Source organism: Mesorhizobium sp. M0496 (assembly GCF_040321205.1).
Classification (GTDB): domain Bacteria; phylum Pseudomonadota; class Alphaproteobacteria; order Rhizobiales; family Rhizobiaceae; genus Mesorhizobium.
In genome coordinates, this window is record NZ_JAMYRC010000002.1 from 80,995 (window position 1) to 95,198 (window position 14,204).

At 63.8% G+C, this 14,204-nt stretch carries 16 protein-coding genes; all 16 read left to right on the forward strand.

The window, feature by feature from the left end; all coding sequences use genetic code 11:
- Positions 1-14: 14 nt before the first annotated feature.
- Positions 15-1,175, forward strand: coding sequence for a replication initiator protein A (locus tag NKI73_RS03525; RefSeq protein WP_352627459.1), 1,161 nt, complete (start codon positions 15-17; stop codon positions 1,173-1,175).
- The gene (locus NKI73_RS03530; RefSeq protein ID WP_352627460.1) at positions 1,172-1,414 is read left to right on the forward strand and encodes a hypothetical protein; all 243 of its coding nucleotides are present in this window, start codon (positions 1,172-1,174) and stop codon (positions 1,412-1,414) included. The genes NKI73_RS03525 and NKI73_RS03530 overlap by 4 nt, the downstream gene beginning before the upstream one ends.
- Complete coding sequence (locus NKI73_RS03535; RefSeq protein ID WP_352627462.1) at positions 1,411-1,932, forward strand: DUF2840 domain-containing protein; 522 nt, start codon at positions 1,411-1,413, stop codon at positions 1,930-1,932. Before NKI73_RS03530 ends, NKI73_RS03535 begins: the two co-directional genes overlap by 4 nt.
- Entirely contained in the window at positions 1,929-2,474 is a 546-nt protein-coding gene (locus tag NKI73_RS03540) for a S26 family signal peptidase (RefSeq protein WP_352627464.1), read from the forward strand. Before NKI73_RS03535 ends, NKI73_RS03540 begins: the two co-directional genes overlap by 4 nt.
- Positions 2,475-2,543: 69 nt before the next feature.
- A complete protein-coding gene (locus NKI73_RS03545) occupies positions 2,544-2,879 on the forward strand; it encodes a DUF736 domain-containing protein (RefSeq protein ID WP_352627465.1) in 336 nt (111 codons plus the stop codon).
- Between the two features lie 3 nt (positions 2,880-2,882).
- Positions 2,883-3,653: a lytic transglycosylase domain-containing protein gene (locus NKI73_RS03550; RefSeq protein ID WP_352627467.1), complete on the forward strand. Its 771-nt coding sequence runs from the start codon at positions 2,883-2,885 to the stop codon at positions 3,651-3,653.
- Between the two features lie 244 nt (positions 3,654-3,897).
- The gene (locus tag NKI73_RS03555; protein WP_352627469.1) at positions 3,898-5,637 is read left to right on the forward strand and encodes a relaxase/mobilization nuclease domain-containing protein; all 1,740 of its coding nucleotides are present in this window, start codon (positions 3,898-3,900) and stop codon (positions 5,635-5,637) included.
- A gap of 27 nt (positions 5,638-5,664) precedes the next feature.
- The gene (locus NKI73_RS03560; protein WP_352627471.1) at positions 5,665-7,650 is read left to right on the forward strand and encodes a conjugal transfer protein TraG; all 1,986 of its coding nucleotides are present in this window, start codon (positions 5,665-5,667) and stop codon (positions 7,648-7,650) included.
- Positions 7,651-7,657: 7 nt separating this feature from the next.
- On the forward strand, positions 7,658-8,113 hold the full coding sequence (locus tag NKI73_RS03565) for a CopG family transcriptional regulator (RefSeq protein WP_352627473.1): 456 nt from the start codon (positions 7,658-7,660) through the stop codon (positions 8,111-8,113).
- A 336-nt stretch (positions 8,114-8,449) separates the two neighbouring features.
- Positions 8,450-8,824, forward strand: coding sequence for a type II toxin-antitoxin system RelE/ParE family toxin (locus tag NKI73_RS03570; protein WP_352627474.1), 375 nt, complete (start codon positions 8,450-8,452; stop codon positions 8,822-8,824).
- Positions 8,821-9,138 (forward strand): helix-turn-helix domain-containing protein, encoded by a 318-nt coding sequence (locus NKI73_RS03575; RefSeq protein ID WP_006338687.1) that lies wholly within the window; start codon positions 8,821-8,823, stop codon positions 9,136-9,138. Before NKI73_RS03570 ends, NKI73_RS03575 begins: the two co-directional genes overlap by 4 nt.
- Before the next feature lie 215 nt (positions 9,139-9,353).
- On the forward strand, positions 9,354-10,370 hold the full coding sequence (gene trbB / locus NKI73_RS03580) for a P-type conjugative transfer ATPase TrbB (RefSeq protein ID WP_352627476.1): 1,017 nt from the start codon (positions 9,354-9,356) through the stop codon (positions 10,368-10,370).
- Positions 10,367-10,699 (forward strand): TrbC/VirB2 family type IV secretion system protein, encoded by a 333-nt coding sequence (locus NKI73_RS03585; protein WP_502909544.1) that lies wholly within the window; start codon positions 10,367-10,369, stop codon positions 10,697-10,699. The genes trbB and NKI73_RS03585 overlap by 4 nt, the downstream gene beginning before the upstream one ends.
- A 29-nt stretch (positions 10,700-10,728) precedes the next feature.
- A complete protein-coding gene (locus NKI73_RS03590) occupies positions 10,729-10,995 on the forward strand; it encodes a VirB3 family type IV secretion system protein (protein WP_352627478.1) in 267 nt (88 codons plus the stop codon).
- Positions 10,996-11,009: 14 nt separating this feature from the next.
- A complete protein-coding gene (trbE, locus tag NKI73_RS03595) occupies positions 11,010-13,448 on the forward strand; it encodes a conjugal transfer protein TrbE (RefSeq protein WP_352627480.1) in 2,439 nt (812 codons plus the stop codon).
- Positions 13,445-14,203 (forward strand): P-type conjugative transfer protein TrbJ, encoded by a 759-nt coding sequence (trbJ, locus tag NKI73_RS03600; RefSeq protein ID WP_352627482.1) that lies wholly within the window; start codon positions 13,445-13,447, stop codon positions 14,201-14,203. The genes trbE and trbJ overlap by 4 nt, the downstream gene beginning before the upstream one ends.
- Position 14,204 lies beyond the last annotated feature (1 nt).

Below are 14,204 nucleotides of genomic sequence, written 5' to 3' on the forward strand. Positions count from 1 at the left end.
GCGCGGATTTCCAAATGGCGGCACGAAACCAATCCCTTTCGGAGCGCGGGCAGCTCGACCTGTTCAGGGCGCTGCCTGGCGACTTCGCCCCACGAGATGCGCAGGATCTCATGGCCTATCCGTTCTTCTCCCTCTCCAAGACCCATCGCGTCGCGCCAATCACCTTCACGGCCGGCAACGACACGATCCGGGTCGAAGCCGTACCCGATCATGGCATGGCGACCATCTGGGACGCCGACATCCTGATCTGGGCCGCGAGCCAGATCGTCGAGGCGCGCGACGCCGGCCTTCGCACCTCGCGCCTGATGGCCGCCACGCCCTATGAGATTCTGACCTTCGTCGGCCGCGGCAAGAGCCTGCGCGACTATCAGCGCCTGAAGGCGGGGCTTGACCGGCTGCAGTCGACCACCGTCTCGACGACGATTCGTCAGCCCGCCGAAGGCCGGCGTCACCGCTTCTCATGGATCAATGAGTGGCAGGAGCGCATCGATCGCCATGGCAAACCCGCGGGGATCGAGTTGATCGTCCCCGACTGGTTCTACCAGGCAGTCCTCAATGACGCGCTCGTGCTGACGATCGATCGCGCCTATTTCGACCTGACTGGCGGGCTGGAGCGCTGGCTCTATCGGCTGGTGCGCAAGCATGGCGGACGCCAGCCCGACGGCTGGCGCTTCGACTTCCGTCACCTTCACCAGAAATCCGGCAGCCTGTCGCCCCACAAGCGCTTTGCCTTCGAGCTGCGCGACATCATCCGCCGCCAGCCGCTGCCCGGCTACACGCTCTTCCTCGAAGTGGAGATGGGCGGCCGGACGCTGCTCGCTTTCGAGCGGATCGCCTCCTGTGGAAAGCCTGTGGACGGCATCGTGCTATCGGGAACCGGACCTATCGTGCCATCGGGAACCGCAGGCTCGTGCTATCAGGAACCCAAATGGGGCCTAACCCTAGGAAAGCAAAGCCGAAATCGCGCCCTTAACTTAGACTCTAACCCAGATTCTAACTTTGAAGCGCGCGCTAGCGGTGTGCAAAGGCTCATCCGACGAACCAGCGACGCACTCAGCATAGACACTGACAAGACCTCGAATGTGCCATCGGTTTCTGACGGCAGCAGCACGGCAACAAGCGTCTCCGAAGCCCCCAGTCCACCTCTTGATCCGCGCTCGGGAGCCACCCGATGATCGCCGCACTCCTCAATCGAAAGAGCCGTGTCGGCAAGGCAACTTTGACGCTGCTTCTCGCCGGTGAATTGACCTGCAAGGGAAATCAATTCGCGACCTTTGTCGTGCGCCCGACCACCGACATGACGACTCAGGAGCGCGCACGCATCGCCGCTTTCGAGCACGACTTCATCGTCCCCAACACGCTGCGCGCGCGGCTCGCGCGCGCATTTCCCACCGCATCAGGAGAACCGAAATGATTGGCATTGCGGCTCCCCGCATGCGCGGCGCGTTCCCGTCCACGCACCACGCTACCGACAATCTCATCCATGTCGAACTGACCTGGGTCGAGAAGAGGATCGAGAACTGGATACGGTTCGGCACGCACGCCCACGAACAGATTGTTGATCGTCGCCGGCGCATCCTGTTCTATCGCCCCGGCACGGTCTTTGCGTTCGTGCGCTGGGCCGCGAACGATTTTGGAACGATCATCTCGCGCATCGATATCGTGCGTGCGGTAGCACCTGGCGAAGCCTATCAGACACTGCCCTTCGTGCGCCCCGGCGGCGATATCCTGCTGAAGGTCGAGAGCTGGCCCAAGGTCGAGAGCGTGCTGCAGGCGATCGACGCCATCCAGCGCCTCGACATCGAGCCCGAGTTGGTGTCGCCCGATCATTGGCGGCACATCCACAACCGGATAACCGCCGGCCACACGCCGCGCAGCTACACACTCGACCAACATCGCGCCTTCCTGCTGCGCAAGAGGACCGAGCCGTGACGCGCGCCGGGATCATCCTCGCTAGCGTTCTCGCAACCATGGGCGTCGGCTATCCCGGCCTTACTTCGATGCCCACGAAGCTCATCTGGAATGCGTCAGCCAGCGCACCGATCGGCTTCTACACGATCGACTTCGACGGACCCTTCGAGGTCACCGATCTTGTCGCCGTCAACGCGCCCGAGCCACTCGCGGACTTCCTCACTGATCGCGGCTATCTGCCGAGGGGCGTGCCCCTGTTGAAGCGCATCCTTGGCGTGTCCGGGCAACGAGTCTGTCGCTCGAATCTGACCATCACTGTCGATGGTATCGAGGCGGGCGCGGCGCTCGAGCGTGATCGGGCCGGCCGAGACCTGCCGGTCTGGAAGGGCTGCCGCCGCGTCTCGACCGGGGAAGTCTTCCTGATGAACTGGCAGGTCCGCGACAGCCTCGACGGACGTTACTTCGGCCTCCTCTCCACCAGCCAGATCATCGGCCGCGCCGTCCCACTGTGGACAGACGAGGACGGCAGCGGCCGCTTCGAATGGCGCGCGCCAACGCGGTGAGCGCGCGACCGGCGGCGCGCGTCGTGCCGCCAGCCTTCATCACCGCACAACTGAAATCAGGAGCCTGACATGCAACAGATCGGAGAGTTCACGCGCCAGAAGACTGGCTATAGCGGGCGCATCCACACGCTCAGCCTCAACCTGGATATCGCCATTGTGGCGGCAGAGGCGAGCGAAACGGAGAATGCGCCTGACTACCGCGTTCACTCCGGAAGCGAGGACGGCCCCCAGATCGGCGCCGGCTGGAAACGCTCCAGCGAAAAGGCCGGAGACTATGTCTCGATCCAGCTCGACGACCCGACCTTCGCGCAGCCGATACGCGCGAACCTCTTTCGCAATGGTGACGACAAAACGTCCTGGTCGCTGCACTGGGCGCGCCCGCGCGACCGCAGCGAGAAGGATTGAACGATGCGCGCTCGCCGTTCGTCGACCAGCCATCGCGGTGCCGGGCGGCTTCGTGCTGCCCGGTGCATGGCTCTGCTCCTCCTTTGCGGCCTGTCCGTCGCGACCGTCATGCCGGCGGCGACAGTGGCGCAGGACTTGGCCGTCGCGCGGTCGTCCCAACTCGATCCGTTCGGCGCGCATATCGCAGAAGCCTCGCACCGCTTCGGCGTTCCGACCGCGTTGATACGCGCCATCATGCGCAAGGAGAGTGCGGACGATGTGCGCGCCGTCTCCAGCGCAGGCGCCCGCGGCTTGATGCAGATCATGCCCGGTACATGGGATGATCTGCGCGCCCGCTGGTCGCTTGGCCGCGATCCATTCGATCCCCGGGACAACATCCTGGCTGGAACGGCGTACCTGCGCGAACTGCACGATCGCTTCGGCTCACCGGGGTTTCTGGCCGCCTACAACGCGGGACCTGCACGCTACCAAGCCTACCTCACTGGGCGTCCGCTACCGGCCGAGACCCGCGCCTATGTCGCAGCACTTGCCCCGCTTGTCGGAGGCCGCGCGACCACCCGCCCTTTCGCCGTCACGTCTGCCGAGGCCATTCCCTGGAAGCATGCCTCGCTCTTTGCAGGTCAGCCGAGTCGCCGACAGGCTGTCGCCTCCGTACCGGCCGAGCGACCGCCAAATGACGCTGGCTCTGCAGCTCCAGTGCGCGATGTCGTCGCCATCGCGCCGCTGTCCGCGGGTCTCTTCGTGGCGCGGTCAGGCGAAGGCATCCGGCCATGAGCGCGTATGGGCGTTTTCGCGCAACCGCCAGCTCCAGCGCACCGTGGCGTGGATGGAGGCGGAAGGTGGGCAGAACAACCGGAAGATGGCGAGATAAAAGGCCGCGAGGTACGGCGTCGATCGGTTGTGTTGTTTCAAGAGGTTATACAGCATTTCCGCGAGGTGCGAAGGTTTCGCGCACCTCGCCGAAACACCGTTTTCCCCGTGATTTCCGTGCCTTGGCTCGATGTGCGGGGTCTTCGCTATGACCAGCGAGGATGGCTTCCGAATCCGGCCTGGACGTATCCGCTCGCCCAGTGCCCAGCGCGCCAGGCCCTTCATCGCGCAGGCGCTTGCCGCCGCCCAGAAGGCCGGCGCCCGCATCTCTCGCTCCGGCCGGATCAGTGCGGGCAATCGCTCGACGTTCGGGCGTGGCCGCTCGGCGAGCGTGCGCGCCAATCGTCTCCTCACCGGCCGCTCGCGCACCGTGATCATCAAGACACGGCTGGTGCGACATCACGCGCGCGCTGCGCCGCTTGCCGCCCATCTCACCTATCTGCGCCGCGAGGGCGTCACCCGTGACGGGGAGAAGGCAAAGCTATTCGGGCCGGAGACCGGGGAGGTGGATGGCGGTGCTTTCGCCGAGCGGTGCAGCGATGATCGCCACCACTTCCGCTTCATCGTCTCGCCGGAGGATGCCGTCGACATGGCGGATCTCAAAGCCTTCGCCCGCGATCTGATGGGCCAGATGGAAAAGGACCTCGGCACGAAGCTCGATTGGGCCGGCGTCGATCACTGGAACACCGACAACCCGCACCTTCACATCATTTTGCGCGGCCGTACTGATGACGGGCAGGATCTCGTCATCTCTCGCGATTACATCAAGGAGGGGATGCGCGCCCGCGCGGCCGACCTTGTTACCCAGGAGCTCGGCCCGCGTACCGATCTCGACATCCGCCGCAATCTGGAGCGCCAGGTCGAAGCCGAACGCTGGACCCAGCTTGACCGGCAGCTTGTTCGCGACGGCCGCGACACAGCCGTCATCGACCTTGCCTCCGCCGCGAACGCCCAGCCCGACGAGTATCACGTGCTGAAGGTCGGGCGGATGCGCAAGCTCGAAACACTTGGCCTTGCCGAACAGGTCGGCCCGGGGCAATGGATGGTCGACGACAAGGCCGAGGCGACGCTGCGCGAGCTTGGCGAGCGCGGTGACATCATCAAGCGGATGCACCGCGCCTTGACAGAACAGGGTATCAAGCGCGGATCGGCGAATTATGTGCTGGCGGCGGAGCGCCTTGACTCGCCGATCGTCGGTCGGCTGGTCGACCGCGGTCTCGATGACGAGTTGAAGGGCAGCGCCTATGCCGTGGTCGATGGCATCGACGGCCGCACACATCACATCAAGCTGTCCGATCTCGATGCCGCCGGCGACAGCGCTCCGAGTTCGATCGTTGAGCTGCGCAGGTTCCATGACGCGCAGGGACATGGGCGCTTGGCGCTCGCTGTCCGTTCCGATCTCGATATTGAGCAGCAGGTTATCGCCGCCGGCGCGACCTGGCTTGACCGTCAGAATATTGCCCGCGAACCGATTGCGCTGTCGGAATCCGGTTTCGGTGCCGAGGTGCGGCAGGCGATGGAGCGCCGTGCCGACCACCTCGTCCAACAGGGCCTCGGTGAGCGGCATGGCCAACGCACAACCTTCACCCGCAACTTGATAGACACGCTGCGTCGCCGCGAGTTGGATGCGCTCGGCGAAAAGCTCTCGGTCGAAACCGGCCAGCCTTTCAACCGCGTCCGCAGCGGCGAGTTTGTGGCCGGTTCCTATAGGAAGCGCTTCACGCTCGCGTCGGGCCGCTTCGCCATGATCGATGACGGCCTCGGGTTCCAACTGGTGCCCTGGACGCCGTCTCTCGAAAAGGATCTTGGCCGCCACGTCTCGGGCATCGCTCGCGATGACGGCGGCATCGACTGGAGCTTCGCCCGCAAGCGGAGCCTCGGTCTCTAACCTCATTGTGAAGAAAGGACCGCTTCTATGTCCGCCACCAAAATACTCTGGGGCCAGATTCTCGCGGTCTTGATGATCGTGCTGATCACCACCTGGAGCGCGACGGAGTGGGTGGCCTGGCGCCTGGCGTTCCAGCCCGAGCTCGGCAGGCCATGGTTCCATGTCCTGGGCTTTCCATTCTACCTTCCGCCATCCTTTTTCTGGTGGTGGTACGGCTTCGATGCCTACGCGCCATCGATCTTCGTGGAGGGAGCCTTTATCGCGGCTTCCGGCGGTTTTGCCTCCGTCGCCGTCGCCATCGGCATGTCGGTATGGCGGGCGCGCGAGGCCAAGAAGGTCGAGACCTACGGCTCCGCCCGCTGGGCCGACAAGCAGGAGGTCAAGGCAACGGGCCTTCTCGGCTCCGATGGAGTGGTGCTTGGGCGCTTTGACGGCGCCTATCTGCGCCACGATGGACCGGAGCACGTGCTGTGCTTCGCGCCCACACGTTCGGGCAAGGGTGTCGGCCTCGTCGTCCCGTCACTGCTGACCTGGCCGAGCTCAGCCGTCGTCCATGACATCAAGGGCGAAAACTGGCAACTCACCGCAGGCTTCCGCGCCAAATATGGCCGGGTCCTGCTGCTCGATCCAACCAATCCAAAATCCTCATCCTACAACCCACTACTCGAGGTGCGCCGCGGCGAATGGGAAGTCCGCGACGTTCAGAACATCGCCGACATTCTGGTCGATCCCGAAGGCTCGCTCGAGAGGCGAAACCATTGGGAGAAAACCAGCCATGCCCTGCTGGTCGGCGCGATCTTGCATGTCCTCTACGCCGAGCCGGACAAGACGCTTGCCGGCGTCGCCGGCTTCCTCTCCGATCCAAAGCGTCCGATCGAATCGACGTTGTCCGCAATGATGAAAACGGCGCATCTGAGTGAAGCGGGTCCACACCCTGTCATCGCCAGCGCCGCGCGAGAGCTCTTGAACAAATCCGACAACGAGCGCTCCGGCGTACTGTCCACCGCCATGTCGTTTCTTGGCCTCTATCGCGATCCTGTCGTGGCAGAGGTGACCCGCCGCTGCGACTGGCGCATCAGCGACCTCGTCGACGACAAGCATCCGACAACACTCTACCTTGTCGTGCCGCCGTCCGACATCAACCGGACCAAGCCGCTTATTCGCCTGATCCTCAATCAGATCGGTCGCCGCCTTACTGAAGATCTGCAGGTGAGGGCGCAAGGGCACCGGCTGCTCCTGATGCTTGACGAGTTTCCGGCGCTTGGCCGCCTCGACTTCTTTGAGTCGGCGCTCGCCTTCATGGCCGGCTACGGGCTGAAAAGCTTCCTGATCGCTCAATCCCTCAATCAGATCGAGAGGGCGTACGGCGCGAACAACTCGATCCTCGACAACTGCCACGTCCGGGTAAGCTTTGCCACCAATGATGAGCGCACCGCCAAGCGGGTGTCCGACGCGCTGGGAACAGCGACCGAGATGAGGGCCATGAGGAACTATGCCGGCCACCGGCTGTCGCCGTGGCTCGGTCATCTCATGGTTTCCCGTTCGGAGACGGCTCGTCCGCTGCTCACACCTGGTGAGGTGATGCAACTGCCGTCAACCGACGAGATTGTCATGGTCTCGGGTGCGCCGCCGATCCGCGCCAAAAAGGCGCGCTATCATGAGGATGCTCGCTTCCAGGAGCGTATCTTGCCGCCTCCGGCGTTGGTGGCGGCAGTGGAGGGGAGACCGGACGACTGGACCAGACTGCCTCTACCTTCCCGTCCGCAGATTGCCGAAGCCACGTCGGCGACGCCCGCCACAGATGACGACACAACTGATTCCGAGCGTCGTCGGCAACCCGAGCTCAGTCGCGTCGAGCAGGTCGTGAAGCCTTCGACCGGGAACGAATTCGAGATCGATCACCTCGACGACGCCGACGAAGACAATGTTGCTCGCAATCGTCGATTGACGCGCCTCATGCAAGGCATTGCGCGACAGGTGTCGCTCGACCCCGGCGACGGCGTGGATATGTGAGGCTCCCATGGCAAAGCCACCCCGCAAACAACGCCTGTCCGTCTATCTCGATCTGAAGGTCATGAGCAGGCTGGCCGAACATGCGGCGCGCCGTGATTTTTCACGGTCGCTCGTCGCGGAGGCGGCAATCGAGTCGTTCCTCTCACCCGATGCCGCCGAGCGGCAGGAGGCGGCGATCACCAAGCGGCTAGACCAGCTAGATCGCCGTATGACGCGCCAGGAGCGCGATGTCGCGATTGCCGTGGAGACGCTCGCTGTTTTCGTCCGCTTCTGGCTGGCGACAACACCAGCGTTGCCCGAGCCTGCGGTGCAGGCAGCCCACGCCAAGGCTGGCGAGCGCTATGATGCCTTCGTCACCGCGCTCGGCCGGCGCCTGGCGAAAGGTCCAAAGCTCCGACAGGAAATCTCCGAGGACATCGATGGCGGTCTGGACACACACCAGCCCGGCATACCCGTGCGCTAAATGGACTGGCGGACTGAGATTGTATGCATCGATATGTCAAAACATATCAAAGCGTTGGAACTATATGTTGTCCTAAAACGCGCTTTGCCAACCTGTCGAGTTTGGCAGAAGAGAACTAGACAGCAGCAGGGTGGGGTCGCTGATACGGGAAACCATGTTGGGCGCGAAATCCGCAATTTAAGATCCGTGATTGCATGAGGGACCACGCCTTTATGAGCTTCTATGATCACCTGGAAAAAACAGCCGTCTGAGCCGAACCAGTTATTTTCAGTGGCTAGGCGGTGTCAGGATTTTTCGTTGAAAATTATAGTCTGTATGCTATAAGGCAAAGGGCGAATGAGAAACCAAAAGCCCACGGTATGGATGGGGTCGTCGAAGGATGACCTGCGCGAGTTTCCGGTCGATGTTCGCCGGTTGATGGGTGTCGCAATCAACGACGCCCAGAATGGTGAGGAGCACCCGGCTGTCAAAGCCCTGAAAGGGTTTGGGGGCCGCAGCATCCTTGAGGTGGTCGACGACTTCGACGGAGATACCTACCGCGCCGTCTACACCGTCCGCTTCGCTGGTATGATCTACGTCCTTCATTGCTTCCAGAAGAAGTCGAAGAAGGGCAGGGAGACGCCCAAGCACGAAATCGATCTCGTCACAGTACGATTGAAGGCGGCCGAGGCGCACTATCGCGAAAACTATGGGAAAGGAACAAAGTCATGACGGAAGACATCACCGCCGAAGTGAGCAGCGGCAACGTGTTTGCGGACCTCGGCTTTGACAATCCCGAAGAGGAATTGCTCAAGGCCAAGCTGGCCCGCGAGATCCGCGCCATTATCAAGCGCCGGCGCCTGACCCAGGCGAAGTCGGCTGAACTGCTCGGTATGAAACAGCCCGACGTCTCCGCGATCGCCACCGGGCGCACGGGTAAGTTTTCAATAGACAGGCTGGTTCGCTGTCTGGACCGGCTCGACTACAAGGTCGACGTGGTGGTTCGCCACAAGCCTCGACGGTCAACTCGTGCTGAAGCCGCTTGATCAGACGGCTTGCCGACGAGCGTACAATTGACGGCGAGCGCCGCCCTTGCCTGAAGATCGCCGCCTTGATTACAGGTCGGCACCGCCAATCTCCTGTATTTGCACTCTACGCTACTACGCCTCGATATAGGTGTTGAAACCACTCGAGATGCGGCTCTCTTAATCATCCCCGTCCAGGGGCCGTCCATGTTCCCCCGGATCCAAACGGGGACAGGATGGCAGCTTCGTATCACAATTCAGAAGGTTTGGCGCGCGGCGCACGCATGCTGCGCACAGCGCTCGGACCTGCGATCGCGCGCTATCTCGACGACGCCGGCATCGTCGAAGTGATGCTCAATCCCGATGGGCGTCTGTGGATCGATCGCCTGTCGGAGGGCCTATCCGACACAGGAGAGCGTTTGTCGGCAGCGGACGGCGAACGCATCGTTCGCCTCGTCGCTCATCATGTCGGTGCCGAGGTCCACGCCGGCGCCCCACGCGTCTCGGCCGAGCTGCCCGAGACGGGGGAGCGGTTCGAGGGGCTTCTTCCTCCCGTCGTCGCGGCGCCCGCCTTCGCGATCCGCAAGCCCGCCGTCGCCATCTTCACCCTTGAAGACTATGTCGCGACCGGGATCATGTCGGCGTGCCAGGCGGACGCACTTCGGTTGGGCGTTGCCGGCCGCGCGAACATTCTCGTCGCTGGCGGCACATCCACGGGCAAGACCACGCTGATCAACGCGCTGCTCGCTGAAGTGGCCAAGACCGCCGATCGCGTCGTCATTATCGAGGATACGCGCGAGCTGCAATGCGCCGCGCGCAATCTCGTGTCGATGCGCACGAAAGACGGGGTCGCGTCGCTCTCCGATCTTGTTCGCTCATCGCTGCGCCTGCGCCCCGACCGCATTCCGGTCGGCGAGGTGCGCGGGGCCGAGGCGCTCGAGCTGCTCAAGGCCTGGGGCACCGGCCACCCCGGCGGCCTTGGCACGATCCACGCCGGCAGCGCAATCGGCGCGCTCCGCCGCATGGAACAACTCATCCAGGAAGCCGTCGTCACCGTTCCACGCGCGCTGATCGCCGAAACGATCGACTTGGTTGCCGTCCTTTCCGGCCGCGGCTCCGCGCGCCGGCTGTCCGAACTCGCCCGTGTCGATGGCCTTCGCCCGGACGGTGATTACCGGGTCGCGCCAGCCGTCCTCGCGACAGGCGACAGCCCGACCTTGCTCATCCAAAGCCCTGAAGGAGAAAATCCGTGATCCAACGCCTGCGCCTTGCGCGCCATCGTCTTGCCATGACAGTTTTCGTTCCCACGCTCATCCTGGTGATGGCCGCGCCCGCTTTTGCCTCCGGCTCGTCGATGCCGTGGGAACAACCGCTGCAACAGATCCTCCAGTCGATCGAGGGCCCTGTCGCCAAGATCATGGCGGTAATTATTATCATCGTCACCGGCCTGACGCTCGCCTTCGGCGACACCTCGGGCGGCTTCCGCCGGCTCATCCAGATCGTGTTCGGGCTGTCCATCGCCTTCGCGGCGTCGAGCTTCTTCCTGTCGTTCTTCTCGTTCGGCGGCGGAGCGCTGATCTGATGGCGGGTTCGGTCGAACAGGGCGGGTCAATGCCGGACTACGCAGTGCCGGGTTATGTGGTTCTCGTGCACCGGGCGCTGACCGAGCCGATCCTGCTCGGTGGCGCCCCGCGCGCCATTGCCATCATGAACGGGACGCTCGCCGGCGCCGTGGGGCTGGGACTGCGTCTGTGGCTCGTCGGCCTCGCAATCTGGGCGATCGGCCATGTTGCCGCCGTCTGGGCCGCCAAGCGTGATCCGCTCTTCGTCGACGTTGTTCGCCGGCATCTGCGCATCCCCGCGCATCTCACGGTCTAAGCGAGGTCGCGCCAATGATGAACCTTGCCGAATATCGCAACCGTAGCAGCCGGCTCGCCGACTTCCTGCCCTGGGTGGCATTGGTCGGCGCCGGCGTCGTCCTCAACAAGGACGGCAGCTTCCAGCGCACCGCGCGCTTTCGCGGTCCCGATCTCGACAGCGCCGTTCCGGCCGAACTGATCGCCGTCGCAGGCCGGCTCAACAATGCCTTCCGCCGCCTCGGCTCCGGCTGGGCGATCTTCGTCGAGGCGCAGCGCCATCCCTCGACCCGCTATCCCGACAGCAGCTTTCCGGATGCGGCCTCCACTCTGGTCGATGCGGAACGAAAGGCGGGATTCGAGGAGGCCGGCGCGCATTTCGAGTCCAGCTACTTTCTGACGCTCACCTATCTTGCGCCCGCCGAAGACACTGCGCGCGCGGAAAGTTGGCTCTATGAAGGGCGTGCGAAGAAGGGCCTGGACCCCAATGAGGTGCTCACCGGGTTCACTGACCGCAGCGGCCGCGTGCTGCGCCTTGTCGAAGCCTTCATGCCGGAGTGCCGCTGGCTCGATGACGCCGAGACGCTGACCTATCTGCATGGCTGCGTCTCGACCAATCGCCACCGTGTCCGCGTTCCCGAAACGCCGATATATCTCGACGCCATGCTGGCCGACCAGCCGCTGACCGGCGGGCTTGAGCCGCGGCTTGGCGCGTCGCATCTGCGCATTCTCACGGTCACGGGGTTCCCGACCGCGACCACGCCGGGTCTGCTCGACGAACTGAACCGGCTGGCCTTCCCGTATCGCTGGTCGACACGCGCGATCCTGCTCGACAAGACCGATGCCACCAGGCTGCTGACAAAGATCCGGCGTCAATGGTTCGCGAAGCGAAAATCGATCGCCGCGATCCTCAAGGAGGTGATGACCAACGAGGCGTCCGTCCTCGTGGACACCGACGCCGCAAACAAGGCCGCCGATGCCGACTTGGCGCTGCAGGAGCTCGGCGCCGACTATGCCGGCATGGCTTATGTCACCGCGACGGTGACGGTTTGGGACGATGATCCCGGCATCGCCGACGAAAAACTGCGCCTGGTCGAAAAGGTCATCCAGGGCCGCGATTTCACAGCAATCATCGAAACCATCAACGCCGTCGACGCCTGGCTCGGCAGCCTGCCGGGGCACGTTTACGCCAACGTCCGTCAACCTCCCATCTCCACCCTCAATCTCGCCCACATCATCCCGCTTTCCGCGGTGTGGGCGGGCGAGGTGCGGGACGAGCATTTTGCAGCGCCCCCTCTGCTCTTCGGCAAGACCGAAGGCTCGACCCCGTTCCGGCTTTCGCTTCATGTCGGCGACGTCGGCCATACGCTGATCGTCGGCCCGACCGGCGCCGGCAAGTCCGTGCTGCTGGCACTGATGGCGCTCCAGTTCCGCCGCTATCCAGGGTCACAGGTTTTCGCCTTTGATTTCGGCGGCTCGATCCGCGCGGCGGCACTCGCCATGGGCGGCGACTGGCATGACCTCGGCGGCGATCTCAGCGATGGGGCGATCGACAGCGTCAGCCTTCAGCCGTTCGCCCGCATTCACGATGTCCCCGAGCGCGCCTGGGCCGCCGACTGGATCGTGTCGATCCTGACGCGCGAGAATGTGGCGATCACGCCTGAGGTCAAGGAGCATATCTGGACGGCGTTGAGCTCCCTGGCGTCCGCGCCTGCCGAGGAGCGCACCATCACCGGTCTGGTCGTGCTGCTGCAATCAAATGATCTCAAGCAGGCATTGCGCCCCTATTGTGTCGGGGGTCCCTACGGCCGGTTGCTCGATGCCGAGCGCGAGCATCTCGGAACGGCGTCGGTCCAGGCATTCGAAACCGAAGGGCTGATCGGAACGGGTGCCGCGGCCGCGGCCCTGTCCTATCTCTTCCATCGCATCGAGGACCGGCTCGATGGCTCGCCAACCCTTCTGATCATCGACGAAGGTTGGCTTGCGCTTGACGATGACGGCTTTGCCGGCCAGCTCCGCGAATGGCTGAAGACACTGCGCAAGAAAAACGCCAGTGTCATCTTCGCCACGCAGTCGCTCAGCGACATCGATGGTTCGGCAATCGCGCCCGCGATCATCGAGAGCTGCCAGACCCGGCTTCTCTTGCCGAACGAGCGCGTCATCGAGCCGCAGATCACCGCGATCTATCGCCGCTTCGGCCTCAACGATCGGCAGATCGAGATCATCGCCCGGGCGATGCCGAAGCGCGACTATTACTGCCAGTCCCGCCGCGGCAACCGGCTGTTCGAGCTCGGCTTGTCGGATGTGGCGCTCGCGCTGTGCGCTGCATCCGCGAAGACCGACCAGGCCGCGATCGCCCGCATCGTCGCCGAGCATGGCCGCGACGGTTTCCTCGCAGCCTGGCTCAACCACTGTGGCGTCGGCTGGGCCGCTGAACTCGTCCCCGTCCTAACCAGCAAGGAGAAATCCCTATGAAACTGCGCCGTTCACTTGCCATGCGGTTCGCTGCCGCCCTTCTTGTCGCTCCCGCCGCCATCGCGCCGATGCTGGCGACGCCGGCACACGCCTTGATCGTGTTCGATCCCTCGAACTATTCGCAAAACGTCCTGACGGCAGCGCGCTCGCTCGAGCAGATCACCAATCAGGTCACGTCGCTGCAGAACCAAGCGCAGATGCTCATCAATCAGGCCCGCAATCTCGCAAGCCTGCCGTTCTCCTCACTGCAACAGCTCCAACAGTCCGTGCAACGCACGCAGCAATTGCTCGGACAGGCGCAGAACATCGCTTATGACGTCCAGCAGATCGATCAGGCCTTCCAGCAGAAATACGGCAACGTCTCGCTGTCGGCTTCGGATCAGCAACTCGTCGCCGACGCGCGCTCGCGCTGGGGCAACACGGTCGGTGGCCTTCAGGACGCCATGCGTGTGCAGGCGGGCGTAGTCGGCAACATTGACACCAATCGCACGCAGATGTCGGCGCTGGTCGGCCAGAGCCAGGGTGCGATCGGCGCGCTTCAGGCAATACAGGCCGGCAACCAGCTCCTCGCGCTTCAGGCGCAGCAGCTCGCCGATCTCACCGCGGTCGTCGCCGCGAACGGTCGGGCGCAGGCGTTGCTATCGGCTGAACAGGCCACCGCCGCCGACCAGGGCCGGGAGCAGCGCCGCCGCTTCCTGACGCAGGGCTCGGGCTACCAGCCCGGCAGTGCGCAGATGTTCTATGGCAAGAACTGAG

What these genes read in the sequence shown, in the direction of transcription:
- NKI73_RS03570 (WP_352627474.1), top strand. Translation starts at nt 8,450, where the DNA reads ATGAGAAACCAAAAGCCCACGGTATGGATGGGGTCGTCGAAGGATGAC.
- NKI73_RS03560 (WP_352627471.1), top strand. Translation starts at nt 5,665, where the DNA reads ATGTCCGCCACCAAAATACTCTGGGGCCAGATTCTCGCGGTCTTGATG.
- NKI73_RS03550 (WP_352627467.1), top strand. Translation starts at nt 2,883, where the DNA reads ATGCGCGCTCGCCGTTCGTCGACCAGCCATCGCGGTGCCGGGCGGCTT.
- NKI73_RS03545 (WP_352627465.1), top strand. Translation starts at nt 2,544, where the DNA reads ATGCAACAGATCGGAGAGTTCACGCGCCAGAAGACTGGCTATAGCGGG.
- NKI73_RS03590 (WP_352627478.1), top strand. Translation starts at nt 10,729, where the DNA reads ATGCCGGACTACGCAGTGCCGGGTTATGTGGTTCTCGTGCACCGGGCG.
- NKI73_RS03575 (WP_006338687.1), top strand. Translation starts at nt 8,821, where the DNA reads ATGACGGAAGACATCACCGCCGAAGTGAGCAGCGGCAACGTGTTTGCG.
- NKI73_RS03565 (WP_352627473.1), top strand. Translation starts at nt 7,658, where the DNA reads ATGGCAAAGCCACCCCGCAAACAACGCCTGTCCGTCTATCTCGATCTG.
- trbB (WP_352627476.1), top strand. Translation starts at nt 9,354, where the DNA reads ATGGCAGCTTCGTATCACAATTCAGAAGGTTTGGCGCGCGGCGCACGC.
- NKI73_RS03555 (WP_352627469.1), top strand. Translation starts at nt 3,898, where the DNA reads ATGACCAGCGAGGATGGCTTCCGAATCCGGCCTGGACGTATCCGCTCG.
- trbJ (WP_352627482.1), top strand. Translation starts at nt 13,445, where the DNA reads ATGAAACTGCGCCGTTCACTTGCCATGCGGTTCGCTGCCGCCCTTCTT.
- NKI73_RS03535 (WP_352627462.1), top strand. Translation starts at nt 1,411, where the DNA reads ATGATTGGCATTGCGGCTCCCCGCATGCGCGGCGCGTTCCCGTCCACG.
- NKI73_RS03525 (WP_352627459.1), top strand. Translation starts at nt 15, where the DNA reads ATGGCGGCACGAAACCAATCCCTTTCGGAGCGCGGGCAGCTCGACCTG.
- NKI73_RS03530 (WP_352627460.1), top strand. Translation starts at nt 1,172, where the DNA reads ATGATCGCCGCACTCCTCAATCGAAAGAGCCGTGTCGGCAAGGCAACT.
- trbE (WP_352627480.1), top strand. Translation starts at nt 11,010, where the DNA reads ATGATGAACCTTGCCGAATATCGCAACCGTAGCAGCCGGCTCGCCGAC.